Genomic DNA, 23,198 nt, shown 5'->3' on the forward strand with positions numbered 1-23,198 from the left:
CGGTGAACGCGGCAACAGGAGACCATCGCAACGCGTTCATCCTGCTCGGGCTCGGGAGCGCAGTGCTCGTGGGGTTCGGCCTCGCCGGACTCGGGGCGATCGTCGCCCCCGTCTTCCTCGCCGTAGTGCTGACGATATGCATGCATCCGCTCCGGATCTGGCTGGAACGACGCCATGTTCCGCGCGGAATCGCCACCGGAGCCGTGATTCTGGCTGTCATTCTGCTACTGCTCGGCTTCGGCTACGCGGTGCTCGTCGCGTTCGGCCAGTTCAGTGCGCTGCTCCCGCAGTTCGCTGACCAGATCGCGGCGTTCGGTCAAGACGTGGTCGCGTGGCTGAACTCCCTCGGCATCACGTCGAGAGAGCTCAACACCCTCGTCGCGAACTTCGACCCGTCTTCACTGGTCGATTTCGTCGGCGGCTTGATCGGCGGACTGGCCGGCATCGGCTCGGCGCTGGTCATCCTCCTCACGATCGCACTGCTGTTGGGCATGGATGCCGGCTACGTGCCGACGGTGCTCGCTCAGACCAGCAAGACCCATCCAATGGTGGTGACCGGTCTGTCGAACTACGCCGCCAACGTGCGTCGGTACATGGTCTGGACGACCTTGCTCGGACTCCTGCAGGGTGTCATCGACTTCATCGCCCTGATCCTGCTCGGCGTGCCCGGCGCGTTCATCTGGGGACTGTTGGCGTTCCTGTGCAGCTTCATCCCGAACATCGGCTACTTCCTTGCGCTCGTGCCGCCGATCATCTTCGGCGCACTCGTCGGCGGATGGCCCACGGTGATCGCGGTCATCGTCTTGTACGGCGTCATCAACGCGGTCGTGCAATCGGTCATCCAGCCGCGCGTGATCGGCAACGCCGTCTCACTCAGCCAGACCATCACCTTCTTCTCGGTGCTCTTCTGGGCCGTCATCCTCGGCCCGATCGGCGCCATCCTCGCGATCCCGCTTACGCTCCTCGTGCGCCTGATGCTCGTGGACACGTACCCACCGGCCGGCTGGGTACGTCCGCTGCTCGGCGACCTCAGCGAGACGAAGGAACTCATCGCCGAGGAGGACGCCGCGATCAAGGGTGCCCGGAGGACTCGCTCGACGACCTCAACCCCAGCCGACGCCCCACCCCCACCCCCACCCCCACCGTGACCGATCGGACCGCCGCTGCTTCTCCGCGGAGAGAGAGAAGGCCCGGAACCTTGCGGTTCCGGGCCTTCTTTGTTGCGGGGGCAGGATTTGAACCTACGACCTCTGGGTTATGAGCCCAGCGAGCTACCGAACTGCTCCACCCCGCGGCACCGACCGCCTTGCGGCGATCATCCTCGTAGCAACGCTCGTCAGATCATGTTTCTCAGTCGACCTGATGCGATGCTCCCTTGAGTCTACGTCACCGCTCGAGTCCGCTTCGACCATCATCGCTTCAGTTCTGTCATCACGTCACCCGCGATGCCGGCCGCCGTTGTGCAGAATCTGCAGCGATGCGATAATCCAAAAGTGCAGCAAGCACAAGGGCAGCGTCAATACAGAAGCCCGGTTTCGCCCTGGGGAGAGGCGTCAGCGAGAGGCATCAGCGACGGGCCTGATCGCACTGTGAACGGCGTTGCCGCTCTCCGTGATGCACGTCGGTCACCTTCAGCGAGAAGGATGAGGGAGCTCCGGTTCTTCGAGAAAGGCTTCTGGGGTCTCGGTGAGACGATCTGTGTCCTTGAGTGACGAGTACTGGAGAAGGCCAAATGAGTGATTCGCCCGCTTCCGCAACGCCGACTGCCGCCGCCGTCGCGGCCCACAAGAAGAGCATCTTGTTGGTTTTCGCGGGACTCATGCTGACGATGCTGCTCGCGTCCCTCGATCAAACCATCTTCAGCACCGCGTTGCCGACCATCGTCGGGGATCTGGACGCTGCCGACGAGATGGGCTGGATAATCACGATCTACCTGCTCACATCGACGATCGTGCTCCCGATTTACGGAAAACTCGGTGATCTTGTCGGTCGCAAAGGCATCTTCATCACCGCGATTTCGATCTTCGTCATCGGCTCGACCATCGGCGGTTTCGCTCCCGACATGACCTGGTTGATCATTGGTCGCGGTGTGCAGGGCCTCGGTGGCGGCGGGTTGATGATTCTGTCTCAAGCGATCATCGCCGACGTGGTGCCCGCCAGAGAACGCGGTCGCTATATGGGAATCATGGGCGGCGTCTTCGCGGTGTCCTCGGTAGCGGGTCCATTGCTGGGCGGCTGGTTCACCGACGCCATCGGCTGGCGGTGGTGCCTCTGGATCAACATCCCCCTGGGCATCCTCGCGATCATCGCGGCCGTGGCCTTCCTTCACCTGCCGAAGCACAGCACCACCGGGTTGCGGCTTGACGTATTCGGAGTGGCGCTCCTCGCGCTTGCCTCGACCGGACTCGTGCTGATCAGCACGTGGGGTGGGACAACCTACGATTGGGACTCCCTCGTTATCATCGGTCTGATCATCGGAACAGTTCTCGCCGCGGGTGGCTTCGTCCTCGTCGAACGACGCACTGCGGAACCGGTCATGCCTCTCGACCTGTTCCGGAGGCGCAACTTCAATCTGAGCACCAGCGCAGGTCTCTTGATCGGCGTCGCCATGTTCGGCACCCTCGCATACGCGCCGACCTACCTGCAGATGGTGACTGGCGCCAGCGCAACACAGGCGGGACTGCTGATGGTCCCGATGATGGCTTCGTTGCTGGTCGCCTCGGTCGCCTCCGGGCAGATCGTGAGCAGAACCGGCCGCTACAAGTGGGCGCCGATAGCGGGGACGCTCGTGACTGCTGTGGGCCTGTTTCTGCTTTCGACGATGTCGTCGACGACGGAGGTATGGGTGACCTGCGCATATCTGAGTGTCATGGGCTTGGGCTTGGGCATGTGCATGCAGAACCTGATACTCATCGTCCAGAACACGTTCCCGAACGCCGTTGTCGGTACGGCGACAGCGACCAACAACTACTTCCGTCAGATCGGTTCGTCGCTGGGTGCTGCCATCGTCGGCGCCGTGTTCACGTCACGGCTCGCGACCCTTCTGGCGGAACGACTGCCATCAGACGAATCAGCAGCCGCCGGCTCGAGCAACGCATTCACACCTGAGTCTGTAAAAGATCTGCCTGCGCCGATCCGCGACATCATCGTCGGTGCGTACGGCGACGCTCTCACACCCGTATTCTTCGCCATGGTTCCACTGATGCTCGTCGCGGCCATCATTGTTTCGTTCCTCCGCGAGGACCCACTGAAAACGACGTTGGACCATGGCGACGTGATCTCAGGCAGCTTGGAGATCGACGGAGCGAGCGCCGCGGCACTGAGCACTGCATCGCTGGCGATTATCAGTCAGGAGCAGATCGACTCCGAGCGGGCGCAAAAACGGTAGCCGCTGGACGGGGCCACCTGGCTGGTCAGACCTGCACTACCGCAGTGGCATCGCATTTGCGAGAGCGACGACTCTCCGTCTGTCAACGCAAAAGTCCCGGCCTCATACGAGACCGGGACTCATGGCGCTTCTGATAAACACAGCGTTGCGGGGGCAGGATTTGAACCTACGACCTCTGGGTTATGAGCCCAGCGAGCTACCGAACTGCTCCACCCCGCGGCACAAGAATTGACTCTAGCACGGCGCAGAAGCGCCGTCCAATCGAGGGCATCCACGACGACGGATGCCCCGGCGCATCCGATTCCCGACCGCGACGACGGGCGCCCGGAGCGCACGAACTCGATCGCACTTTCTTTGTTAGGACTCTTTCCAAACGGGTCGAGCGTTGGTACTGTCGCCGCAACAGTTCGCATTCAGCCGTCCCGGCCATCGGGATCGGCATGGCCAGACAACGATCGATGAGGATTCACATGTCACCACGCCATCTGTTCCGTGGAGCGGCCATCACCGCCGTCGCCACCGCACTCCTCGCCGCTGCTGCGGTCTCCCCCGCCCTCGCCCACGGCAACGGCCATGGGAATGGGCACGGCAACGGCCATGGGAATGGGCACGGCAACGGCCATGGACACGGCCACTCCGACTCGGCCGGCCCCACCGACATCAACGGGTACCGCTCGGTCGGCTACCTCATGTCGGACACCCCGGTCACTCGCGATTACCAGATCGAGGACCTCCTGCGCACAGGCGCGATCGAGGATGTCACGCACCTCAACTACGCCTTCGGCAACGTGACGACGAACCTCACGTGCGAGATCACCGACGTACCCGGTGAAGGCGACGCGCAGAACGACTACCTGCGGCTCGTGTCTGCCGCCGATTCGATCGACGGCAAGAAGGACAAGACGAACAAGCACCAGCGCCTGGCGGGCAACTTCAACCAGCTGCTGAAGCTCAAGAAGGAGAGCCCAGACACCAAGGTGCTCATCTCCCTCGGCGGCTGGACCTGGTCCGACAATTTCTCGGCCGCGGCCTCGACACCTGAGAGCCGTGCCACCCTCGTCTCCTCCTGCATCGACGTGTACCTCAAGGGAAACCTCCCGCGGGTCGGCTCGCTCGGCGGCCCCGGCGCCGCGGCAGGGATCTTCGACGGCATCGACGTCGACTGGGAGTGGCCGGTCAACGGCGGCGAGACCGCGAACGCCAAGCCCGAAGACCGCGAGAACTTCCTGGCCCTCATGGAGGAGTTCCGCGCACAGCTCGACGCCTACGGCGCAGAGACCGGCGAGGAGTACCTGCTGACCGCCTTCGCCCCGGCGGGGGGCTGGAACACCAACGCCGGCGGCTGGACCGACCCCCGGCTCTTCGCCGTCATCGACTGGCTGAACGTTCAGGGCTACGACTACGCAGGCGGATGGACCGGCACCACCGGTCACCAGGGCAACCTGCACCCCGACGGCGACCACAACTGGGGGCTCGCGATCGACAACGCCGTCGGCCTGTACACGGCCGCCGGTGCCCGACCCGACCAGCTGAATGTGGGCCTGGCCGCCTACGGCCAGGGCTGGGCGGGCGTCACCGTCGGCGACTCGGCGTGGCAGGCGACCACGGGTTCGCTCGGAACGAAGCCGTACTACGAGATCCGCGACGTCGGCGAGGGCTACTTCGACCCCGCCCTCGGCGCTTCATGGCGATTCGACGCGGCCACCGGCGAGTGGTGGAGCCTCGACGACCCGAAGTCCGTCACCGCGAAGGCCGAATGGATCGCGAGCCAGGGCTTCGGCGGCGCCATGTGGTGGGATCTCTCGGGCGACTACCGCAATGAGCTCGGCGACGCGCTGGGCGACGCGCTCCGCGACGCCGACGAGGGCCCGCTCGACTGAGGCCGCGGCGCGGCGACCGCGTCGGGCAGCACTCAGCTGCCGGTCGCGGCCGTCGACGTCTGCGGCGACGCCACGATCTCGAATGACAACGGCAGCCAGCGCTCGGCGGGCCAGCCGTACATGCCCTCGCCGAGGTCGACCGTCGCCGGGAACATACGCCACGGCACGCGATAGTGCTCCTGGAAGGAGTCGATGGCGAGGCCTGCACCGCGCACAGCGTCGAACACCTCACTGAGCGGATGCATCCACTCCCACGTGCGCGAGTTGACGAGGGCGGCATCGGGGTCGGCGTAGTCGCTCGGGTCGTCGATCACGTCGGGCTCGGCATTCGCATACGGGTACGCGAACGTCGGCATGCCGCCTGGACCGCCATCGTCTTCGAAGACGAGAGCCGCCGGGTGACCGTCGGCGAAGTAGAACCGACCGCCGGGCTTCAGGAACCACGACACGATGCGCGCCCACTCCGCGACATCCGGAAGCCAGATGATGGTGCCCCAGGTCGTGAAGACCAGGTCGAACGACTCGGGCTCGGGCAGCATGTGGCGAGCGTCGTAGACGTTCGCCTCGATGAACCGGGCACGTTCGGCGAGACCGAGCTCGTCGGCCATCCGGCGGGCCTCCGCGATCGCCGAGGGCGAGAAGTCGATGCCCACGACGGTCGCGCCGAGGTTCGCGAGGGAGAGCGTGTCGGAGCCGAAGTGGCACTGCAGGTGCAACACCCGCACACCCTCGAGCCCGTCGGGGTAGAGGCGCTCGATCGCCGCGCGCGTGATCGGGTCGAGCACTCCCCCGCCGGCGCGCAACGGCTCCTGGTCGTAGAACTCCGACGCAACGTGCACGCCGACGCGTTCATCCCAGTTCGCGAGATTGTCATCGAGCCATTCGCCGCCCCGCAGGTCGACCTCCACGTCACTCCTCAGAGGTGAGCACGAGCAGTTGCGCGATGATCTCCGCAAGCTGGGCATCGGCGGCGCCGTAGGCCGCCCAGTCTCCGTCGGTGAGCGCCGCCTGCTTGTTCTTCAACGCCTGCGACGCTTCGTTGAGCAGGGCCTGCACCTCTTCGGTCGGAGTCGCGGGCGTCGTGGGCTCGTCGCCCTCGGCTGGCGGCGTCGGCTCAGCTTCGGGATCCACCTCGTTGTCTCCCGCATCAGCCCCGGAATCACCGCCGAAGAGCACGTCGAGCGCGAGGTCGAGCGTGTCTTGGAAGGCGATCTGGTCGCCGAAGGCGACGAGCACCTTCTGCAGGAGCGGATAACTGGTGTTACCGGTCGACTCCACGAACACGGGCTGCACGTAGAGCAGACCGCCGCCCACCGGCACTGTCAGCAGGTTGCCGTTGATCACGTTGGACTGTCCCTGTTTCAGCAGGTTCAGCGACTGGGAAACCGTGGGGTCGGAGTTGAACTTCGCCTGCACCTGGCCCGGGCCGGGCACGTTGTCGTCTTCCGGCAGGGTCAGGAGCCTCAGGTCGCCGTACCCCTCTGCGCGCTTGCCGTCGGCGGCGCCCGCATCGGCATCGACCGCGAGGTAGCCGCGAAGCACGTTCCGACTCTGGTCGCCGCGCGCCTCAGGGATGAACGTCGAGTACAGCGAGTAGCTCGGAGCATCTTGACCCGGCATCTGCATGGTCAAGTAGTACGGCGGCTGCAGCAACGTGCTGCCGGTCTCGGCGGTCGGGTCCTTCGGCGTCGTCCAGGCGTCTTCACGCGAGTAGAACGGAATCGCCTCGGTCACGTGGTAGCGGCCGAGCACCGAGCGCTGCACCTTGAACAGGTCGGACGGGTAGCGCACGTGGCTGATGAGGTCGCCCGACATCTCGCTCATGGGCTCGATCGATGTCGGGAAGACCTTCTGCCAAGTCTTCAGGATCGGGTCCTCGTCGTCCCACGCGTAGAGCTTGACGGTGCCGTCATAGGCGTCGACCGTCGCCTTGACGGAGTTGCGGATGTAGTTGATCTCGTCGAACGCCAGAGTGGGGGCGAGCCCCTCGCTGTCGGCGATCGCGTCGCTCATGCTGACCTTGTTGGAGTACGGGTACTGGTCGGAGAGCGTGTATCCGTCGACAATCCACACGATGCGCCCATCGACGACCGAGGGGTAGACATCGGAATCGAGCGTCAGGTACGGCGCGACCTTCTGCACCCGTTTGAGCGGCTCGCGGTCGTAGAGGATCTGCGAGTCGGTCGAGACCTGGTCGGAGAGGAAGATCTGCTCTGACTGGAACTTCAGCGCGTAGACGAGTTTCGTGAACGCGTTGTCGAGCTTCGGGCCGCCGTTGCCATCGAACGTCGTCTGGGTCTGATCGGCGCCCTCGGTGCCCGACGGGTAGTCGAGCTCGATCGGCTTGGCATCCGTCGGCGCACCGACGATCGAATAGGGCGGCGAGCCCTCTCCGAAGTACACGCGCGGCTGGAAGTCGCCGAGCACGCCCGATGACGGGATGCCGGACTGCAGGAACACGGGTTGCCCGTCGACTGAGCGCTGATTGCCTGCAGCGGCCACGAGCCCGTACCCGTGCGTGTAGACGAGATGCGAGTTGAACCAGGTCTCTGCGTCACCGAGGCCCGAGATCTTCACGTCGCGCACGGCGACGACCGTGTCTTGCGTCGCGCCATCGATCTCGTAGCGGTCGACGTCGAGCTGCTCGGGGAACTGGTAGTACTGGCGGAACTGTTCGAGCTGCTGGAAGGCCGGCGAGATCACGAGCGGATCCATGAGGCGGATGCTTGCCGTCGTTGCGGCATCCGCACGCAGCGCGCCCGACTCGGCATCGGTCTTCGCCTCGAACGGGATCTCTTCGACGTCGGCGACGCCGTAGGCATCACGAGTGAGGTCGATATTGCGCTGGATGTACGGCTCTTCGAGCGAGCGAGCGCTCGGGTCGACCTGGAAACGCTGCACGACCCACGGGTACAGCGAGCCGATGAGCAGGCTCGAGACCACGAGAAGGGCCGTTCCGACGAGCGGCAGACGCCAGCGTCCGATGATCGCGGTGATGAAGAACAGGATGGCGACGACGGCCGCGATGGCGGCCAGGATGCCGCGACCCGGGATCGTCGCATTGACATCGGTGTACGAGGCGCCCGTGAAGAGAGAACCGGTCTCGGTGACGGTCGCGTACTGGTCGAGCCAGATGCTGACGGCCTGGAGCAGCAGGTAGAGCCCCGCGGTGACTGCGATCTGGATGCGCGCCGACTTCGAGATGACGACCTCGCGGCCGCTGACCCGCAAAGCGCCGTAGAGGTAGTTGGTGGCGATGACGAGCAGCACCGACAACAGCAGCACTGCCGAGGCGAACCCGACGACGGCACGGAAGAACGGAAGTTCGAAGACGAAGAAGCCGACGTCGAACCCGAACTGCGGATCGGTGGTGCCGAACGGCGTGCGGTTCAACCAAGCGAGCGTGAGCTCCCAGCGGCTGGACGCCGAGACGCCGGCGAAGATGCCGAGCACGACGGGGATGCCGTACATGGCGAGCCGGCGCAGGGGCTCGAAGACCTCTTGGTAGCGGTCGAGCTGTGAATTCAGCTTCGCGTACACCGGGCGCGAACGATACGCGATCTGAATGGAACCCCATACCGGCAGCGCCATGGCGAAGAAGCCGACCGCGAAGAGCACGATGCGGGCGATCCACTCGGTGGTGAGCACCGAGAGGAAGCCGAGCTGGTCATACCAGAGCACGTCGGCGTAGAGCCCTGCGAAGGCGAAGAAGGCGATAACGAGAACTGCCACCACACCGATCGTGATGGCGATCGGCGCGCGACGGCGCTGAGTCCTCGGTTCCTGCGGCTGTGCTGACACTCTCGGCCTCGTGTTCGGTCGGGTTGGGATCGAGACTCCATCCTAGAGTCGCGTTCCTTGGAATCGGCTGTTCAGGCGGCCGGGCACGATGGGTAGGTGCCCGTGATCTGCCCATCTGCGACGTCTTCGACGATCGAACGCGCCTGATCGAGGGTGGACACCGCGAAGACGTAGACCCCGTCGGGAACATTCCCCATGACCTCGTCGCAGTTCGCCTCGGGAGCGAGGAACCAGTCGGCACCGGCTCTTTCGGCACCCCAGAGCTTCTGCTGGATGCCGCCGATCGGCCCCACGGCACCGGCCGAGTCGATCGTTCCCGTACCCGCGACGATCTCGCCGCCCGTCATCGCACCCGGCGTCAACTTGTCGACGATGCCGAGAGCGAACATCATGCCCGCACTCGGTCCGCCGACGTTGTCGAGTTGCAATTCGACATCGATCGGGAATTCGTAGTGCATGCGCACCCCCACACCGAGCACGGCGACTCCGTCGCGGGAGACGGGGGTCACCTCGACGGTCAGCGGGGAACCGTCGCGGATGAGTTCGATCGTCGCAGGGGAATCCGAACCGTGCTCGCGCACCGCCGCTTGAAGCTCGCCGATCGAATTCACCTGGGTGCCGTCGAGCGAGACGATCACGTCGCCCGCCTCGATGATGCCGTCGGCCGGCGACCCCTCGAGGAGCCCGGCGACGGTGACTTCGCGCGGGAAGTCGTACCCGAGCTCGACGAGCGCCGCCGCGATCGCATCCTGTTGCGAATCGACCATCGCCGCTTCGTTCTGCGCGTCACGATCTTCGTTGCTGACGCCGGGCGGGAAGATCGCTTCGACCGGCACGACCGAGCGTGTGCGATCGAACCAGGCAGCAAGCACCTCGAGCCAGCTCGGCGTCTGGCCGGGCCGACCGACGATCGAAACGGTCAGGAGGTTGAGCTCGCCGTCGGTGGGGAAGGTGGTCTCGTCGAGGATCTCGATGAGCGGCACTTCTTCGTCGTCGCCGTTCTCGGCAACGCCGAGCGTGTCGTAAACGGGTCCGGGCTGCTCGATCACGTACGGCGACGGCAGCAGCGCGAAGACAATGCCGATCACGATCGCGACCGTGAGGGCGCTCCAGCCGATGCGTTCAGCGAGCGAACGGCGACCGTGGCGCGCCGGCTGCGAAGACGACGCCGATGGCTCGTCGGAGAAGAGGGCCATCCCACATTCCTTCCGGGGCGACGGGTCGTCGCTGTTGCAAGCGCCGGGGCCGGCGCTGTTCGCGAAGGGCGGACACCCGGAACGCCCAGCCTAGGCCATTTCCCAGACACACGGCCGTGCCTCCGCGTTACGGTTGACATGACGCGACTGGGAGGTGGCGAGAGTGGCCGATCGGCATGATGAGCCCGACGACCGGAGCCCCGAAGACGAGTTCCGAGAGATGCTCCGCGAGCTGCTCTCGGGTGAAGGCGGCATCGATCCGTCGAGCCTCGCGGGCGCCGCAGGTCTGCCCAACGACCCGGCGAGCCTCGCGGCGCTGTTCGGGCAGTTGCAGCAGGCGATGAACCGCGCCGATGACGGCATCGACTGGAGCGTCGCTCTTCGCCAGGGCGAAGAGCGCGCCGCGACCGACCAGCGCCAGATCACCGATGAAGAACGTGCCCGGCTCGGCCAGGCATTCCAAGTGGCATCCCTGTGGCTCGATGAGGCTGTCGATTTCGGCGCACTGCCCGGCACCCCCGAACTGCTCACCCGGCGTGCGTGGGTCACCGCGACGATGCCCATCTGGTCGCAACTGGCCGAGCCCGTCGCGCTCTCCATCTCCGATGCGCTCACCCGGGTCATGAGCGAGCAGGCACCCGAAGAGATGCGCGAGATGATCGAAGGCGCGAGCCGCATGATGCGCGGCATCGGCGGTGCGCTGTTCGCCATGCAGCTCGGGCAGGTCGTCGGCCAGCTCGCCACCGAGGTGGTCTCCGGCGGCGACGTCGGCATCCCGCTGTTCGACGACGGACGCGCTGCGATCCTGCCGCAGAACGCGGCGACGTTCGGCGAAGACCTCGACATCCCGACCGACCAGGTCGAGCTCTACCTCGCCGTGCGTGAACTCGCGCACGCGCGACTCTTCCGGCACGCACGGTGGTTGCGGCTCCACCTGATCACCGCGATCACGACGTTCGCCCGCGGCATCGACATCGACACCGACCGGCTCGAAGAACTCGCCGAGGGGTTCGACCCCTCGAACACCGAAGAACTCCGCAACGCGGTCGTCAACGGCGCCCTCATCCGGGCCAAGAGCGAACCGCAACAGGCCGCCCTCGCGCGGCTCGAGACGATGCTCGCCCTCGTCGAGGGCTGGGTCGACGCGGCCACGGCCGATGCGACCGGGCGACTGCCGAAGTCCGACGCGATCGCGGAATCGATCCGTCGTCGTCGCGCCTCTGGCGGCCCGGCGGAGTCCGCATTCGCGACGCTCGTCGGTCTCGAGCTCCGCCCCCGCCGCCTTCGTGAGGCGACCGCCATGTGGCGGGCCGTCACCGACGCCGTCGGCGTCGAGGCGCGCGACGCTCTCTGGTCCCACCCCGACCTCCTGCCGACCTCTGAAGACCTCGACGATCCGGCTCGCCTCGTCGCGCGCCTCACGGGCACAGACACGGCCGAGGCCGAAGCCGACGACGAGTTCGACCAGGCGCTCGAGCAGCTCCTCCGCGGCGAGACACCGGCAGCACCGGGCGAAGACGGCGAGGAACCGACCGCCTGAGTGGCAGCGGCAGGCTGCTTCGGGCGCAGCCTGTGGAGGAATTCCACGGTGACCCGCGCGATTCGGGCAAGCTCTCGGCATGTCACCGCGCATCGATCCGAACCTCCCCCTCGTCTGGCGCACGCCGACCGAGCTGCAGCTCGGAGCAACGCCGCGCGTGGTGCTGAGCGAGCCGGGTGAGTTCGAGACCGGACTGATCACGGCCCTACGTCACGGCGTCTCGGTGCGCACGCTGCAGACGATCGGCGCGGGGCTCGGCGGTTCGGCGGGCGACGTGCAAGCATTGCTCGACGTGCTCGCGCCGGCGTTCGAGGCAGCACCCCCGACTGCGCCCGAGGCGGCACGCCGGGCAGCACCTGAGACGACCGCCGCCACCGCATCGGGTCCCGCATCGGGTCCTGCATCGGGTCCTGCATCGGGCCGAGCGGATGCCGCGGCATCCGCTCGCTCACCGCTCCTCGTCGCCCTCGACGCACCACCCGCCATCGCGCGCCTGCTCGCCGCGAACCTCGCCACCCTCGACTACGAGACGCTGCCCGCTGAGGAGGCCGCTGCCGCAGCCGACCCCGGCGACATCGCACTCGCCGTCATCGTCGCCTCATGGGTGATCTCCCCCGCACGGCACCTGCCCTGGCTCAGGGGCGACGTACCTCACCTCGCCATCGTCTTCGACGATGAGGGCACGCGCGTCGGTCCGTTGGTCGAGCCCGGGCGCGGTCCGTGCCTGCGCTGCCTCGACCTCGCCCGGCGCGACGACGACCCGGCGTGGCCGGTGGTCGCAGCCCAACTCGCGGGGCGACCGGCGGCGAGCTGCACGCCGCGGGCGGCGCACGATGCCGCCGCCCTGGCCGCATCCCTCGTCGACGATCGACTCGCCCACGGGCTCGAGCGACTGCGCGACGCCTCGCTCAGGCTCGCGCAGCCCGGCGCCCGCGTGCGGCAGACGCTCCACCCGGCGCATCCCGAGTGCGGGTGCCGAGCTCCTGCAGGAACCGTGACGGCTCCCGTTCGCCTCGGTATCCGCCGCCCTGGCGCGGCCAGCTCAGTTCGAGGCGCAGCCGTGCCCGCGTGATGCCGACGTACAGCAACCGCCGCTCTTCGTCGATCGCCTCGAGCCCCTTCGCATATGCGATCGGGAGCATGCCCTCCGTGAGGCCGACGATGAACACCTCGTTCCACTCCAGGCCCTTGGCCGAGTGCAGGGTCGCGAGCGTCACCGCGGCGACCGTCGGCTCGTGTTGCGCCTCGGCGCGGGCGCGCAGCTCGTCGGCGAAGGTGCGGAACGTGGTACCCGGCGGTGCGTCGTCGACGAGTCGGGCGATCGCATTCAGCGACTCCCAGCGGGCGCGCACCGCGCCGGGGCCGTCGGGAGCCTGCGCGGTCCAGCCGAGGGCGCGCAGCACATCGCTGACCGACTTGAACAGCGGCTCGCCCGCGATCGTGAGTGCGGCCGCGCGCAACGCGTGCACCGCCTCGCGCACCTCGGGCTGGTCGAAGAACCTTGCGGCGCCGCGCACCCTCGACCCGACGCCGACCTCCTCGAGCGCACGCTCGAGGATCGCCGACTGGGAGTTCACTCGCATGAGCACCGCGATCGACTCGGGCGGGATACCCGCATCGATGCGCGCGCGAACGCGAGTCGCGACGCCCCGAGCCTCGGCGAGGTCGTCGGCGTACTCGACGATCGTCGGCTCGGCGGAAGCCGCCGGCGCCGGGGCAACCGCTTCGCCGACGACCGCCTCGAGCCGCAGGGCGCCCGCACGACCGCGCATGAGCCGGTTCGCGACGTCGATGATCGCCGCCGTCGACCGGTAGTTGCGTTCGAGGCGCACGACCGTCGCGCCCTCGAACCGACGCTCGAAGTCGAGCAGGTAATCGGCGCTCGCGCCTGCGAACGAGTAGATCGTCTGGCTCGCGTCGCCCACCACGCACAGATCGCGACGACCACCGAGCCAGAGGTCGAGCAACTGCTGCTGGGCGGGCGAGACGTCCTGGTACTCGTCGACGATGAAGTGCCGATAACTCTCGCGCACATGCATGGCCACGGATGCCTCGGACTCGATCATTCCGGCCGTCGCGAGCAGCACGTCTTCGAAGTCGAGCATTCGCCGCTCGTCTTTCAGCGACTCGTAGGCGTCGACGAGTGCGAGGAACTGCTCCGCCGTGAGATTGCCGGGAACCCCGCGGGCGGCGAGCCGTGCCGTATACGCGTCGGGCCCGACGCAGGCGACCTTGCGCCACTCGATCTCGGCCGCAACGTCGCGCAGCGTCGCCGCGTCGACTCGCACTCGTGCGCGTTCAGCGGCCTGGCCGAGCAGCCTGCCCTTGTACTCGAGCACCCGCGGCGCACCGCCGCCGACGACGATGGGCCAGAAGTGGTTCAACTGCGCCAGCGCCGCAGCGTGGAACGTGCGCGCCTGCACTCCGCCGGCACCGAGCGCCCGCAGCCGCGCCCGCAGCTCGGCGGCGGCTCGCGACGTGAAGGTGAGCGCCATCACGCGCGCAGGGTCGTAGGCGCCCGACGCCACTCCGTACGCGATGCGGTGCGTGATCGCCCGAGTCTTGCCCGTGCCTGCACCCGCGAGCACGCACACCGGACCGAGCAATGCCTCGGCCGCGACCCGCTGCTCGTCGTCGAGCGCATCGAGCAGCGGGTCGGATGCCTCGGTCACGACGTCGACCATGCGGGCCCGATCCCCTCGGGGTCGAGAGGTCCGCCGTACCAGCGCTCGAGCAACCAACGTGCGATCGAAGTCTCACCCGGCAGGCCGACATCGGCACGCGCGGCAGCGAGCTCGTCACGCGTGAACCAGCGCAGCTCGAGGATCTCCTCGCCATCGGGCACCGCCGATGACGGTGCGACCGACGGCGCTACCCGCGCACTGAAGCCGAGCATGAGACTCGCCGGGAACGGCCACGGCTGGGACGCGACATACTCGACCCGGTCGACCTCGATGCCGGCCTCCTCACCGATCTCGCGGATGACAGCGGCCTCGAGCGTCTCACCGGGCTCGACGAAGCCCGCGAGCAGTGAGAACCGGTGCTGCGCCCAGAGCGCGTTCGAGCCGAGCAGCACCCGGTCGTCGTCGTCGGTCACGAGCACGATCACGGCCGGGTCGGTACGCGGGAAGTGCTGGCTGCCGTCGGCGGTGCAGCGTCGCGCCCAGCCCGCCTGCTCGCTCTCGGTCGCCGCCCCGCATCGCGGACACCGCACGTGCCGCTCATGCCAGTTGGCGAGCGCCAGCGCTTCGGCGAAGAGGCTCGCATCCCGTTCGCTGAGCACCGGCGCCGCGTCGCGGAGGCCCTGCCAGCGTGCATCTTCGGGTTCGATCGTGCTCGCGGCATCCTCGTCGAAGACCCGCAGCTCGAACCTGACGTCTGCCTCACGACCGAGGTAGCAGCGAAGGAGGGGCGCCGGCAACCCTGCAGCGACGGCCAGTTGCAGCGCCGGCGCCGAACCGTCGACCCGTTCGGCGATGAGGGCGCGGCCTCGGTGCACGGCGATGACGCGGGTCTCGGGGTCGGCATCGAGCGACGCCTCGAGCCCTGGATCGGCCCGCGATGCGGCATCCCGGTCGATCGTCGAACGCGCGAAAACCGGCGATGTCGTTTCGGTCACATGCCACCTCTCGATGCCCGGGTCGGAGTCGGAGTCTGCCGGAAGGCGTGGCGGTCGCTCCCAGCCGCGAGAAGCCCGCTTAAGCTGTGTGCCATGGCCAGATCTCCACTCACTCTAGCCGCGTTGGCCACGGCGGCGGTGCCCGGACTCGAGGTGCGCGCGGTTCGATCGCACACCCGGAAGAGCCACGGCGCGTTCGATGCCGTGCTGCTGCGGAGCACCGACGATCGCCTGCTCGTGCTGCGGATTCCGCGATCGCAAGCCGCCGAATCCGAGCAGTCGGCCGATCTCGTCGCACTCCGCGCGCTCACCCACGGCATCCGCTCGCTCATGCCGTTCGGCGTTCCCGAAGTGGTCGGCCAGGCACCGATCGACGGCACCCGTGCGGTCGTCACGAGCTACGTGCCCGGGGCTGCTCGAACCGCCGACGAGCTCACCGAACACGACGGCATCGCCACCTCGGTCGGCCTCGCCCTCGCCGCGGTGCACAACCTGCCGAGCGCGTTCATCGCCGACGCAGGCCTGCCGCGACAGACGGCCGACGAAGCGCATGACGCCGTCGTCGACGTCATCGATCGTGCCGCTGACACCGGCCGCTTGCCCGCCGCCCTTTTGCGACGCTGGGAGGAAGCGACCGACGACGCCTTGCTCTGGCGCTTCCGCCCTACCGTCATCAACGGGGCACTCGCCGCCGACTCGCTGCTCGTCGATGGCGAGACGGTGACCGGCCTCATCGGGTGGTCGGCGCTCGCCCAGGGCGACCCGGCACGCGATATGCACTGGCTGCTCACCTCGCGAGGGGCCTCAGCCGAGCGCGCCCTCGACGACTACTTCGGCGCGCGCGATGGCGGCGCCGACGCGCACCTGCCGCAGCGTGCGCTGCTCTACGGCGAGCTGGAGCTCGCGAAGTGGCTGTTGCACGGCGTCGAAGTGCGCGACGACGCCATCATCACCGACGCCGTCGCACTGCTCGACGGGCTCGTCGAGAGCGTTCACGACCGCTCGAGCGAGCCCCTCTCGCCCGAGACCGGCCCGATCCTCACGGTCGGCGACGTCGAGCGGCTCCTCGACGAGACGCCGCGGGAGACGTTGCCGCGCGAGGGTGGGGCGAGTCTCCTGACCGACAGCTATGACTTCTCCGAGCTCGAACGACGCGAGGCCGGTGAGCGCGACACGGCCCCGTTCGACGCCACCGCCCCGATTCCGCTCGATCTTTCCGACTGGGGTGACGCAACGCCCGAGCGTGGGAATGCGGCAGGGACTCAGCGAGACGACGAGGCCGCCGACGGCGCCCGAGCAACGCCGGATGCCGCGACCGACGCCCACGCGCGTCGCAATGCCGCTTCGTCGTAGATCGCATCGGGCCTGATGACCCGGTCGTCTTCGACGAAGTAGAACACGGCGTCGATCTGCGCGGGCTCGATGCCGGCCCAGTTGGCGTACGCGAGTCGGTAGAGCGCGAGCTGCGTCTGCTTCAACTCCAGATCGTGCGCGTCACGCGGCGCCTTGCCCGTCTTCCAGTCGACGACCTGATAGCGGATGCCGCGGCGCCCGAGTTCGCTCGAGGGCGCCACCTCGTACACCGCGTCGAGCTTGCAGACGAAGACGTTGTCACCGATCGGCAGATGCAGCTCGATCTCGACCGCGGACGGTTTGCGGTTGCCCCACTCTGACGCCTCGAATGTCGCCTGCAGCGTGCGCATCCGCTCGGGTGTGGCATCGGTGATGCCCTCGTCGCGGGCCGCATCGAGTTCGGCGAAGGCATCGAGACCGTCGAGCGAGCCGAACGCATCGATCGCCGCAGTCTCGTACTCGCCCATCGAACGCTGCTCGACCCACTGGTGGAACAGTGTGCCGATGCGGGTGGCCCGGAACGGTCGCTGCGGCATCGGCCTGCGCAGCTGCGCGGCGACGGCCGCGGGGTCGTCGACGTAGTCCTTGAACCGGGATGCCGGCACGCGTACGGGCACCTCGGCGTTCGCGGAGCCCTCAGCACGGAGGCGGCGCTCTTCGAGGAGCATCCGGATGCGATCGGCCAGAACCGGGCCGATGCCCTCACCGCTCGGGCGTTCGGCCGCGGCGCGCACCGCGGTCGCCGCCGCGGTGACGGCGTGCCGGCGAGCGCCAAGCGGGTCGAGCGGCCAGCGCACGCGCTCGGTCGACCCCGCCCTGGGGTTCTCATCGGACTCGGGTGCGACGGGAAGCACGCTCGCATCGAGCACACCGGCGGTCACGAGTTCGCGAAGGAAGGGGCTGGGCTTTCGCGGCGCCTTCTGGCCCGCCCACCATGAGCCCGATACGAGGAGGTCGCTGCGCGTGCGGGTGAGTGCGACGTAGGCGAGGCGCCGCTCCTCTTCTGCGTGACGCTCGCGGTTCTCTTCTGCGAACGCGGTGACGGCACGGTCGAAGTCCGCCTGGCTCTGCGAGCCGCGCCACGCCAGCTCGGGCAGTTCATCGGCATCGCCCCTGAACTCGTTGGGCAATTCGCCGAACGCGAGCCACCCTTTCGACGATCGTGGCTTCGACGGCAACTCGTCGTCGACCATGCGCGGTATGGCCACGACATCCCACTCGAGGCCCTTCGATCCGTGGATCGAGAGCACCTGCACGGCGCCAGGCTCGGGTTCGTCTTGCCGGGGCGCGAGCCGGTCGCGCTGCTCTGCTTCGGTGAGCCAACCCAGGAACGCGCCGAGTGTGGGGTGCTCGGAGACCTCCGCGAAACCGGCGAGCAGTTCGTCGAACGCCTCGAGGCTCGGCGCGCCGAGGGGCTGTGCGGCATTGGCTGCGACCTCGATGTCGAGCAGTAGTTCCTGCTGCACGAGGCTGACGAAGTCGATGAGACCGAGCCCTGCGCGGCGTCTCAGCGACTGGAGTTGCGCGCCCGCCCGGCGCATGCGCGCGAGCCCGACGTCGCTGAACCGGGCGAGAGCGGAATGGGAGTCGGGTGCCACGAGCAGGAAGTCGAGGGCGTCCACGATCGACGGCGATTCGTCGGGCGCGATGGAGGCGCGAAGCCCGGCTCGCACATCGTCGCCGAGCTTTCGGGTGGCGAGGTCACGGTCGGCGAGCCACTTCGCAAGCCCGTGCAGCGCGGCGAGATCGGCGGATCCGATGCGCCACCGAGCACCGCCGAGCACTCGCACGAGTTCTGAGCCCGCCGTCGGGTCGTTCAACACCCGGAGCACGCAGACGAGGTCGGCGATCACGGGCTGGTCGAGGAGACCGGCCATGCCGAGCACGTGCACCGGAACCCCTTTCGCCCGCAGCGCCGCCGAGAAGACGCCGACATTGGCGAAGGTGCGGCAGAGCAGGGCGCCGCTGCGGGCGGCTTCGCGCGGGCCGCCGTTCGTGCCGCGCCCGAGGCGCTCGCGGAACCACGCCGCCACGAGTTCGGCCTCGTGCTCGATCGTCTCCGCCCACGCGGCATCCAGTCGCCCCGGCTGCGCGAACGGCGACGCGCCGAGCGGCGCCTTCGGGATGCCTGCATCGAGCGGCTGGATGAGCGTGTTCGCCGCATCGAGCACGACGCGCGGATTGCGCCAGCTCGTGGAGAGGTCGTACACGGCGGCGTCAGCGCCGGCCGCGAAGTCGGGCCCGAAGCGTGCGAGGTTCGCGGCGCTCGCCCCGCGCCATCCGTAGATCGACTGGTCGGGGTCGCCCACCGCCATCACGGGCTGCCCGCCGAACAGCTTGGCAAGCAACCGGGTCTGCACGACGCTCGTGTCTTGGTACTCGTCGAGGAGCACGGTGCGGTACCGCTCGCGATGCCCGGCGACCACCTCTGGGTGCCCTTCGCAGATCGCGAGTGCGAGCGCGACCTGGTCGGAGAACTCGACGAAACCCTTCTGCTGCTTCGCCGCCGAGTACGCATCGGCGAGCTCGAGCAGCGGCGGCAATGCGCCGACGACGCCGAGTGCATCGACGAACGAGGTGAAGTCGGTGCGCTTGCGCGGAGCCTCGATGGGCAGCCCCTGCATCGCGAGGAAGTCGCGGGTCATGGCACGCACGTCGCGGCTGTCGGCGACGTTCTCGGCGAGCGCCCGGCTGAGCGCGAGCACGGCCGCCGTGACCTTGTCGAGCGAGGCGTCGAGTTCGACGAGTCGCGGGTCGGCCGATGCCGCGACCACCGAGCGTGCGAGCTGCCACGCGGATGCCTCGCCGAGCACGGCGGCGTCGGGCTCTCGACCGATGAGCATGGCGTGCTCACGGTAGATCGCGCTCGCGAACGCGTTGTATGTGCCGACCGAGGCGGACTCGAGCGGATCGAGGGACACCTCGGCGATGCCGAGCGAGACGAGTTGCGCGATGCGCTCCCGGATGCGCTCGGCGAGCTCTCCGGCTGCCTTGCGCGTGAAGGTGAGGCCGAGCACCTCGGGCACCGCCACGTGCGAGTTGGCGAGGAGCCAGACCACACGGTTCGCCATCGTCTCGGTCTTGCCGCTGCCCGCGCCGGCCACGACGATGCTCTGCCCCAGCGGATCGGCTTCGATGACCGCGCGCTGCTCGGCGGTGGGCGCATGCAGGCCGAGGCGTGCGGCGATGTCGGCGGCGGCGATCACGCCGAGACCGCCGGCACGAGATGCACCCGGTACTGCCAGCCGCCGAATCGCGAGCGGTAGCCGAGTTCGGCCGGTCCCTCGAACTCGCTGCCCGCCATGATGCGCGCCACTGCGCCGAGCCGCTCGCGGAACGCCACCTCGGCGTCGTCGTCGAACGGTTGCTGCGCTCGTTCGGTGAAGGCCATACCGCGGGTCGGCTTCGCGAGGTAGACGAGCTTTGCGCCGCCGTGCGTGCCGGCGTCCGGTGCTTCTGGTGTGCCGGCGTCTGGTGTGCCGCCGTCTGGTGTGCCGGCACCGGGCATGCCAGCTGGCACCTTCCCGGCCCGAGCGGCCAGCTGGTATGCGGCGAGCTGCGGGTGGGCTGCGGTCTCGGCCGCCGAGGGCGGCGTGCGGCCGGTCTTCAGGTCGACGATCACGGTGATGCCGTCGGGTGACGCTTCGACCCGGTCGATGGTGCCCGAGATGCGCACGCGATCGACGATGAGCGTGAACCGGCCCTCGGCGCCCAGCAGCACTTTGCCGTCGTCGGCGAAGTTCGTGAGGTAGTCGGACGCTCCTTCGGCCATGCGCCGCGCACCGCGGCGTTCGCGCTCGGCCACCCAGCCGGCCTCGAAGCGCAACTCGCGCCAGCGCTCCTCGACGGCCGCCCAGAGCGTCTCGACGCTCGTGTCGCCGTCGTCGCGGGCACCAGCCTCTTCGACGACGGCGTGCACGATCGTGCCGATCGAGGCGGCGAGCCCCGATGGCGGGGACGCGACATGGTCGATGAACCAGCCGAGTGGCGACTCTTCGGCGCGATCGATCTGCGATGGCGAAACGGCGACGAGCGCCTCGGGATCGCCGTCGAGATCGACGAGTGGCGCCGTCGTCGAGGGCTCGGCGAGCCCGTACCACTCGTCGGGGTGTGCCCCCGGCACCCCTTGTTCGGCGAGGAGTGCGAGCGCGGCCGACGCTTCACCCATCGCTGTACTCGTCGCCTCTTCACGCAGCGCGCCGACGAGTCCGCGCAAGTGCAGGGGGCGCCGACGTGCGGCCTTGATCCGTTCGGTCGCGTACCCCATGAGCATCGACGGCTGCTCATCGTCGTTCGCGGTGCAGCTCAACACGAGTTGCCGGTTCGCGCGCGAAGCGGCGAGCACGAATAGCCGCAGTTCGTCGCTGCGCACCGAGACGCGCGCCTCGGCGACCGTCTCGGGCGCCGGAAGCGGAGCCCCGGCGCGCGCGGCAGCGACCACCCGCGGCACGAGCGCTGCATGCAGGAGAGTGCCCCGAGGGCGCAGGTTCGGCCACACGCCGTCTTGCAACCCGGCGATGACGACCACGTCGAACTCCCGGCCGATGACGGCGGGCGGGGTGGTCACGAGCACGGTCTCGGCTGAGCGTTGCGGCGCGAGCGAGTCTTCGGGCAGCTCGCTCGCGAGCACCTCGTCGACGAAGCGCACGGCCGGAGCGTCTGGTTCGCGTTCGACGAAACGCTGGGCCGCGGCGAACAGGGCGACGGCCGCGTCGAGGGACCGGTTGGCCTCTTCTGCCAGCACGCCCGTGCCGGCCGCTTGGGCGCCCCACTCGGTGGGGAGTCCACTGGCCTCCCAGAGCGACCACAGCACCTCTTCGATAGTGCCACCGCGCTGCGCGACGCCGCGAGCGGTCGAGAGGAGCTTGGCCAGGCGTGCAGCCCGTCGGGCCGGCGCCGCGTCGATCGTCTCGAACCCGCCGGGCACTGCGAGCGCTTCGACGAGAAGTTCGTCGGCCGTGCGCGAGCCGTCGACCGCGAGCTCTTCATGCCGCAGTGCGAGCCGCAGTCGGCGAAGGCCGACGCTGTCGAGCCGGCCGAGCGGCCCGGTGAGCACGGTGACCGCGAGTTCGGGCGTGAGCAGCTCGCGATCGAGTACCAGTGATGCCGCGGCAAGCAGCGCAGCTGCCGCGGGTGCGTCGCGGAGGGCCGTTCGTGCGGCACTCCCGGCCGTGGGAACATCGGCGAGCGCGAGCCCCCGCTCGAAGGCGGGCACGTCGCCGCCCGAGCGCAGCACCACAGCCATCGACGACCACGGTACGCCGTCGAGCAGGTGACGCTCTCGCAGCACGGCCGCGACGGCCTGGCACTCAGCGGCATGCGACGGCGCCTCGATGCCGAGCACTGCGGCGAGCGGGTCGGGCTCGGTCGCCGCGTGACGCTCGGCCGTGCGATGCGTGCCGCCGAGTGCCGTGCCGATGTGCTGGCTCACCGACTGCACGATCGTGCGCAACTCGGGCCGACCCCGGTAGACGACGGGCAGCTCGACGCGATGCACGAGCTCGCCGCCGAGCACCGAGCCGAGTGAGCCGAGCAGCTCGGCGCGCCCGCCGCGGAATCCGTTGGACGCGACGTCAGGGTCGCCGAGCGCGACCACGGCGACGCCGCGGGCAGCGAACGCGCCGAGCAGCGCAGCGGTCGTCTCGGTCGCCTCCTGCGCATCGTCGACCACGACGAGGCGCACCCGTGCGAGTAGCCCGAGTGCCGCCGCGGCGGAGGCGTCCGTCGTGCTGCGCCTCACGATCGCCGCCGCGAACGCCCCGAGCTCTGAGGAGTCGTACTGGGTCGGCCGCAGCTGCGCCTTCACCTCGTCGTACTCGTCGAGGAATCCAGCGGCCGCAACCCAGTCGGGCCGGCCTGCACGTTCGCCGAGCGTCGCGAGTGCGCTGGCGTCGACGCCGTGTTCGACGGCCCGCATGAGCAGGTCGCGCAGCTCCGAACGGAAGCCTCGGAGCACCCGCACGTCGGGAGTCAGCGGGTCGGGCCACTCGGGCCCGAAGCCGTCTCGGATGCCGCCGTCGATGAGCTCGCCGATGATCTGGTCGTGCTCGGCGCCCGTGAGGAGTGTGACGGATGCGCCGGTGAACGCCCGCACCAACTGGAAGGCGATGGAGTTCGCCGTGCGGGCGAGCGGACCTCTCGTCGTCGTGCCGAGACGCACCGCGAGCCGGTCGCGGAGCGACGTCGCGGCGGCACGCGTCGCCGAGATCACGAGTACCTCGTCGGTGGCGTACCCGAGCCGCTCGACGCGGTCGGCGACGAGCTCGATCGCGAACGTCGTCTTTCCGCTGCCGGGAGCCCCGAACACCGCTGCATGCTCGCCCTCGGCGAGCCTCGGGAGTAGTGCTGCGGATGTCGCGGTGGCCTGCATGTTGGCAACGTTAACGGGTTCCGCCGACAGTGAACGGGTACGGGCCCGGCC

General features: G+C 68.5%; 12 protein-coding genes and 2 tRNA genes. 5 read left to right on the plus strand and 9 right to left on the minus strand.

The window, feature by feature from the left end:
- Positions 1-2 precede the first annotated feature (2 nt).
- Entirely contained in the window at positions 3-1,148 is a 1,146-nt protein-coding gene (locus tag AC1C2U_RS04940; protein WP_495360588.1) for an AI-2E family transporter, read from the plus strand.
- 72 nt (positions 1,149-1,220) lie between these two features.
- On the opposite strand, the gene AC1C2U_RS04945 is transcribed toward AC1C2U_RS04940, so the two are convergent.
- Positions 1,221-1,294 (minus strand) — tRNA-Met (locus AC1C2U_RS04945).
- 438 nt (positions 1,295-1,732) lie between these two features.
- Between AC1C2U_RS04945 and AC1C2U_RS04950 the strand changes: the two genes are divergently transcribed.
- Entirely contained in the window at positions 1,733-3,388 is a 1,656-nt protein-coding gene (locus AC1C2U_RS04950) for an MDR family MFS transporter (protein ID WP_495360589.1), read from the plus strand.
- A gap of 145 nt (positions 3,389-3,533) precedes the next feature.
- On the opposite strand, the gene AC1C2U_RS04955 is transcribed toward AC1C2U_RS04950, so the two are convergent.
- Positions 3,534-3,607: transfer RNA gene (locus AC1C2U_RS04955), tRNA-Met, on the minus strand.
- Between the two features lie 251 nt (positions 3,608-3,858).
- Here AC1C2U_RS04955 and AC1C2U_RS04960 point away from each other — a divergent pair.
- Entirely contained in the window at positions 3,859-5,268 is a 1,410-nt protein-coding gene (locus tag AC1C2U_RS04960; RefSeq protein ID WP_495360590.1) for a glycoside hydrolase family 18 protein, read from the plus strand.
- A 32-nt stretch (positions 5,269-5,300) separates the two neighbouring features.
- Here AC1C2U_RS04960 and AC1C2U_RS04965 read toward each other — a convergent pair whose 3' ends face one another.
- The 3 genes from AC1C2U_RS04965 to AC1C2U_RS04975 form a co-directional block, all read right to left on the minus strand.
- Entirely contained in the window at positions 5,301-6,176 is an 876-nt protein-coding gene (locus tag AC1C2U_RS04965; RefSeq protein ID WP_495360591.1) for a class I SAM-dependent methyltransferase, read from the minus strand.
- 1 nt (position 6,177) lies between these two features.
- Entirely contained in the window at positions 6,178-9,009 is a 2,832-nt protein-coding gene (locus AC1C2U_RS04970; RefSeq protein WP_495360842.1) for a UPF0182 family membrane protein, read from the minus strand.
- A 131-nt stretch (positions 9,010-9,140) separates the two neighbouring features.
- Complete coding sequence (locus AC1C2U_RS04975; protein WP_495360592.1) at positions 9,141-10,265, minus strand: YlbL family protein; 1,125 nt, start codon at positions 10,263-10,265, stop codon at positions 9,141-9,143.
- Positions 10,266-10,485: 220 nt separating this feature from the next.
- Between AC1C2U_RS04975 and AC1C2U_RS04980 the strand changes: the two genes are divergently transcribed.
- Positions 10,486-11,805, plus strand: a complete 1,320-nt coding sequence (locus AC1C2U_RS04980; RefSeq protein ID WP_495360843.1) for a zinc-dependent metalloprotease — start codon at positions 10,486-10,488, stop codon at positions 11,803-11,805.
- 908 nt (positions 11,806-12,713) lie between these two features.
- Here AC1C2U_RS04980 and AC1C2U_RS04985 read toward each other — a convergent pair.
- Both AC1C2U_RS04985 and nudC read right to left on the minus strand, forming a co-directional pair.
- Complete coding sequence (locus AC1C2U_RS04985) at positions 12,714-14,489, minus strand: ATP-dependent helicase (RefSeq protein ID WP_495360593.1); 1,776 nt, start codon at positions 14,487-14,489, stop codon at positions 12,714-12,716.
- On the minus strand, positions 14,474-15,424 hold the full coding sequence (nudC, locus tag AC1C2U_RS04990; RefSeq protein ID WP_495360594.1) for an NAD(+) diphosphatase: 951 nt from the start codon (positions 15,422-15,424) through the stop codon (positions 14,474-14,476). The genes AC1C2U_RS04985 and nudC overlap by 16 nt, the downstream gene beginning before the upstream one ends.
- Positions 15,425-15,517: 93 nt before the next feature.
- On the opposite strand from nudC, the gene AC1C2U_RS04995 reads away from it, so the two are divergent.
- Positions 15,518-16,777, plus strand: coding sequence for a phosphotransferase (locus tag AC1C2U_RS04995; protein WP_495360595.1), 1,260 nt, complete (start codon positions 15,518-15,520; stop codon positions 16,775-16,777).
- On the opposite strand, the gene AC1C2U_RS05000 is transcribed toward AC1C2U_RS04995, so the two are convergent.
- Positions 16,687-19,983: an ATP-dependent helicase gene (locus AC1C2U_RS05000; protein ID WP_495360596.1), complete on the minus strand. Its 3,297-nt coding sequence runs from the start codon at positions 19,981-19,983 to the stop codon at positions 16,687-16,689. The genes AC1C2U_RS04995 and AC1C2U_RS05000 overlap by 91 nt on opposite strands.
- Positions 19,980-23,147, minus strand: coding sequence for a PD-(D/E)XK nuclease family protein (locus AC1C2U_RS05005; protein ID WP_495360597.1), 3,168 nt, complete (start codon positions 23,145-23,147; stop codon positions 19,980-19,982). The genes AC1C2U_RS05000 and AC1C2U_RS05005 overlap by 4 nt, the downstream gene beginning before the upstream one ends.
- Positions 23,148-23,198: the final 51 nt, after the last annotated feature.

This window comes from Agromyces sp. Y575 (assembly GCF_059445445.1).

What these genes read in the sequence shown, in the direction of transcription:
- AC1C2U_RS04950 (WP_495360589.1), top strand. Translation starts at nt 1,733, where the DNA reads ATGAGTGATTCGCCCGCTTCCGCAACGCCGACTGCCGCCGCCGTCGCG.
- AC1C2U_RS04960 (WP_495360590.1), top strand. Translation starts at nt 3,859, where the DNA reads ATGTCACCACGCCATCTGTTCCGTGGAGCGGCCATCACCGCCGTCGCC.
- AC1C2U_RS04975 (WP_495360592.1), bottom strand. Translation starts at nt 10,265, where the DNA reads ATGGCCCTCTTCTCCGACGAGCCATCGGCGTCGTCTTCGCAGCCGGCG.
- AC1C2U_RS04980 (WP_495360843.1), top strand. Translation starts at nt 10,486, where the DNA reads ATGCTCCGCGAGCTGCTCTCGGGTGAAGGCGGCATCGATCCGTCGAGC.
- AC1C2U_RS04985 (WP_495360593.1), bottom strand. Translation starts at nt 14,489, where the DNA reads ATGGTCGACGTCGTGACCGAGGCATCCGACCCGCTGCTCGATGCGCTC.
- AC1C2U_RS04995 (WP_495360595.1), top strand. Translation starts at nt 15,518, where the DNA reads ATGGCCAGATCTCCACTCACTCTAGCCGCGTTGGCCACGGCGGCGGTG.
- AC1C2U_RS05005 (WP_495360597.1), bottom strand. Translation starts at nt 23,147, where the DNA reads ATGCAGGCCACCGCGACATCCGCAGCACTACTCCCGAGGCTCGCCGAG.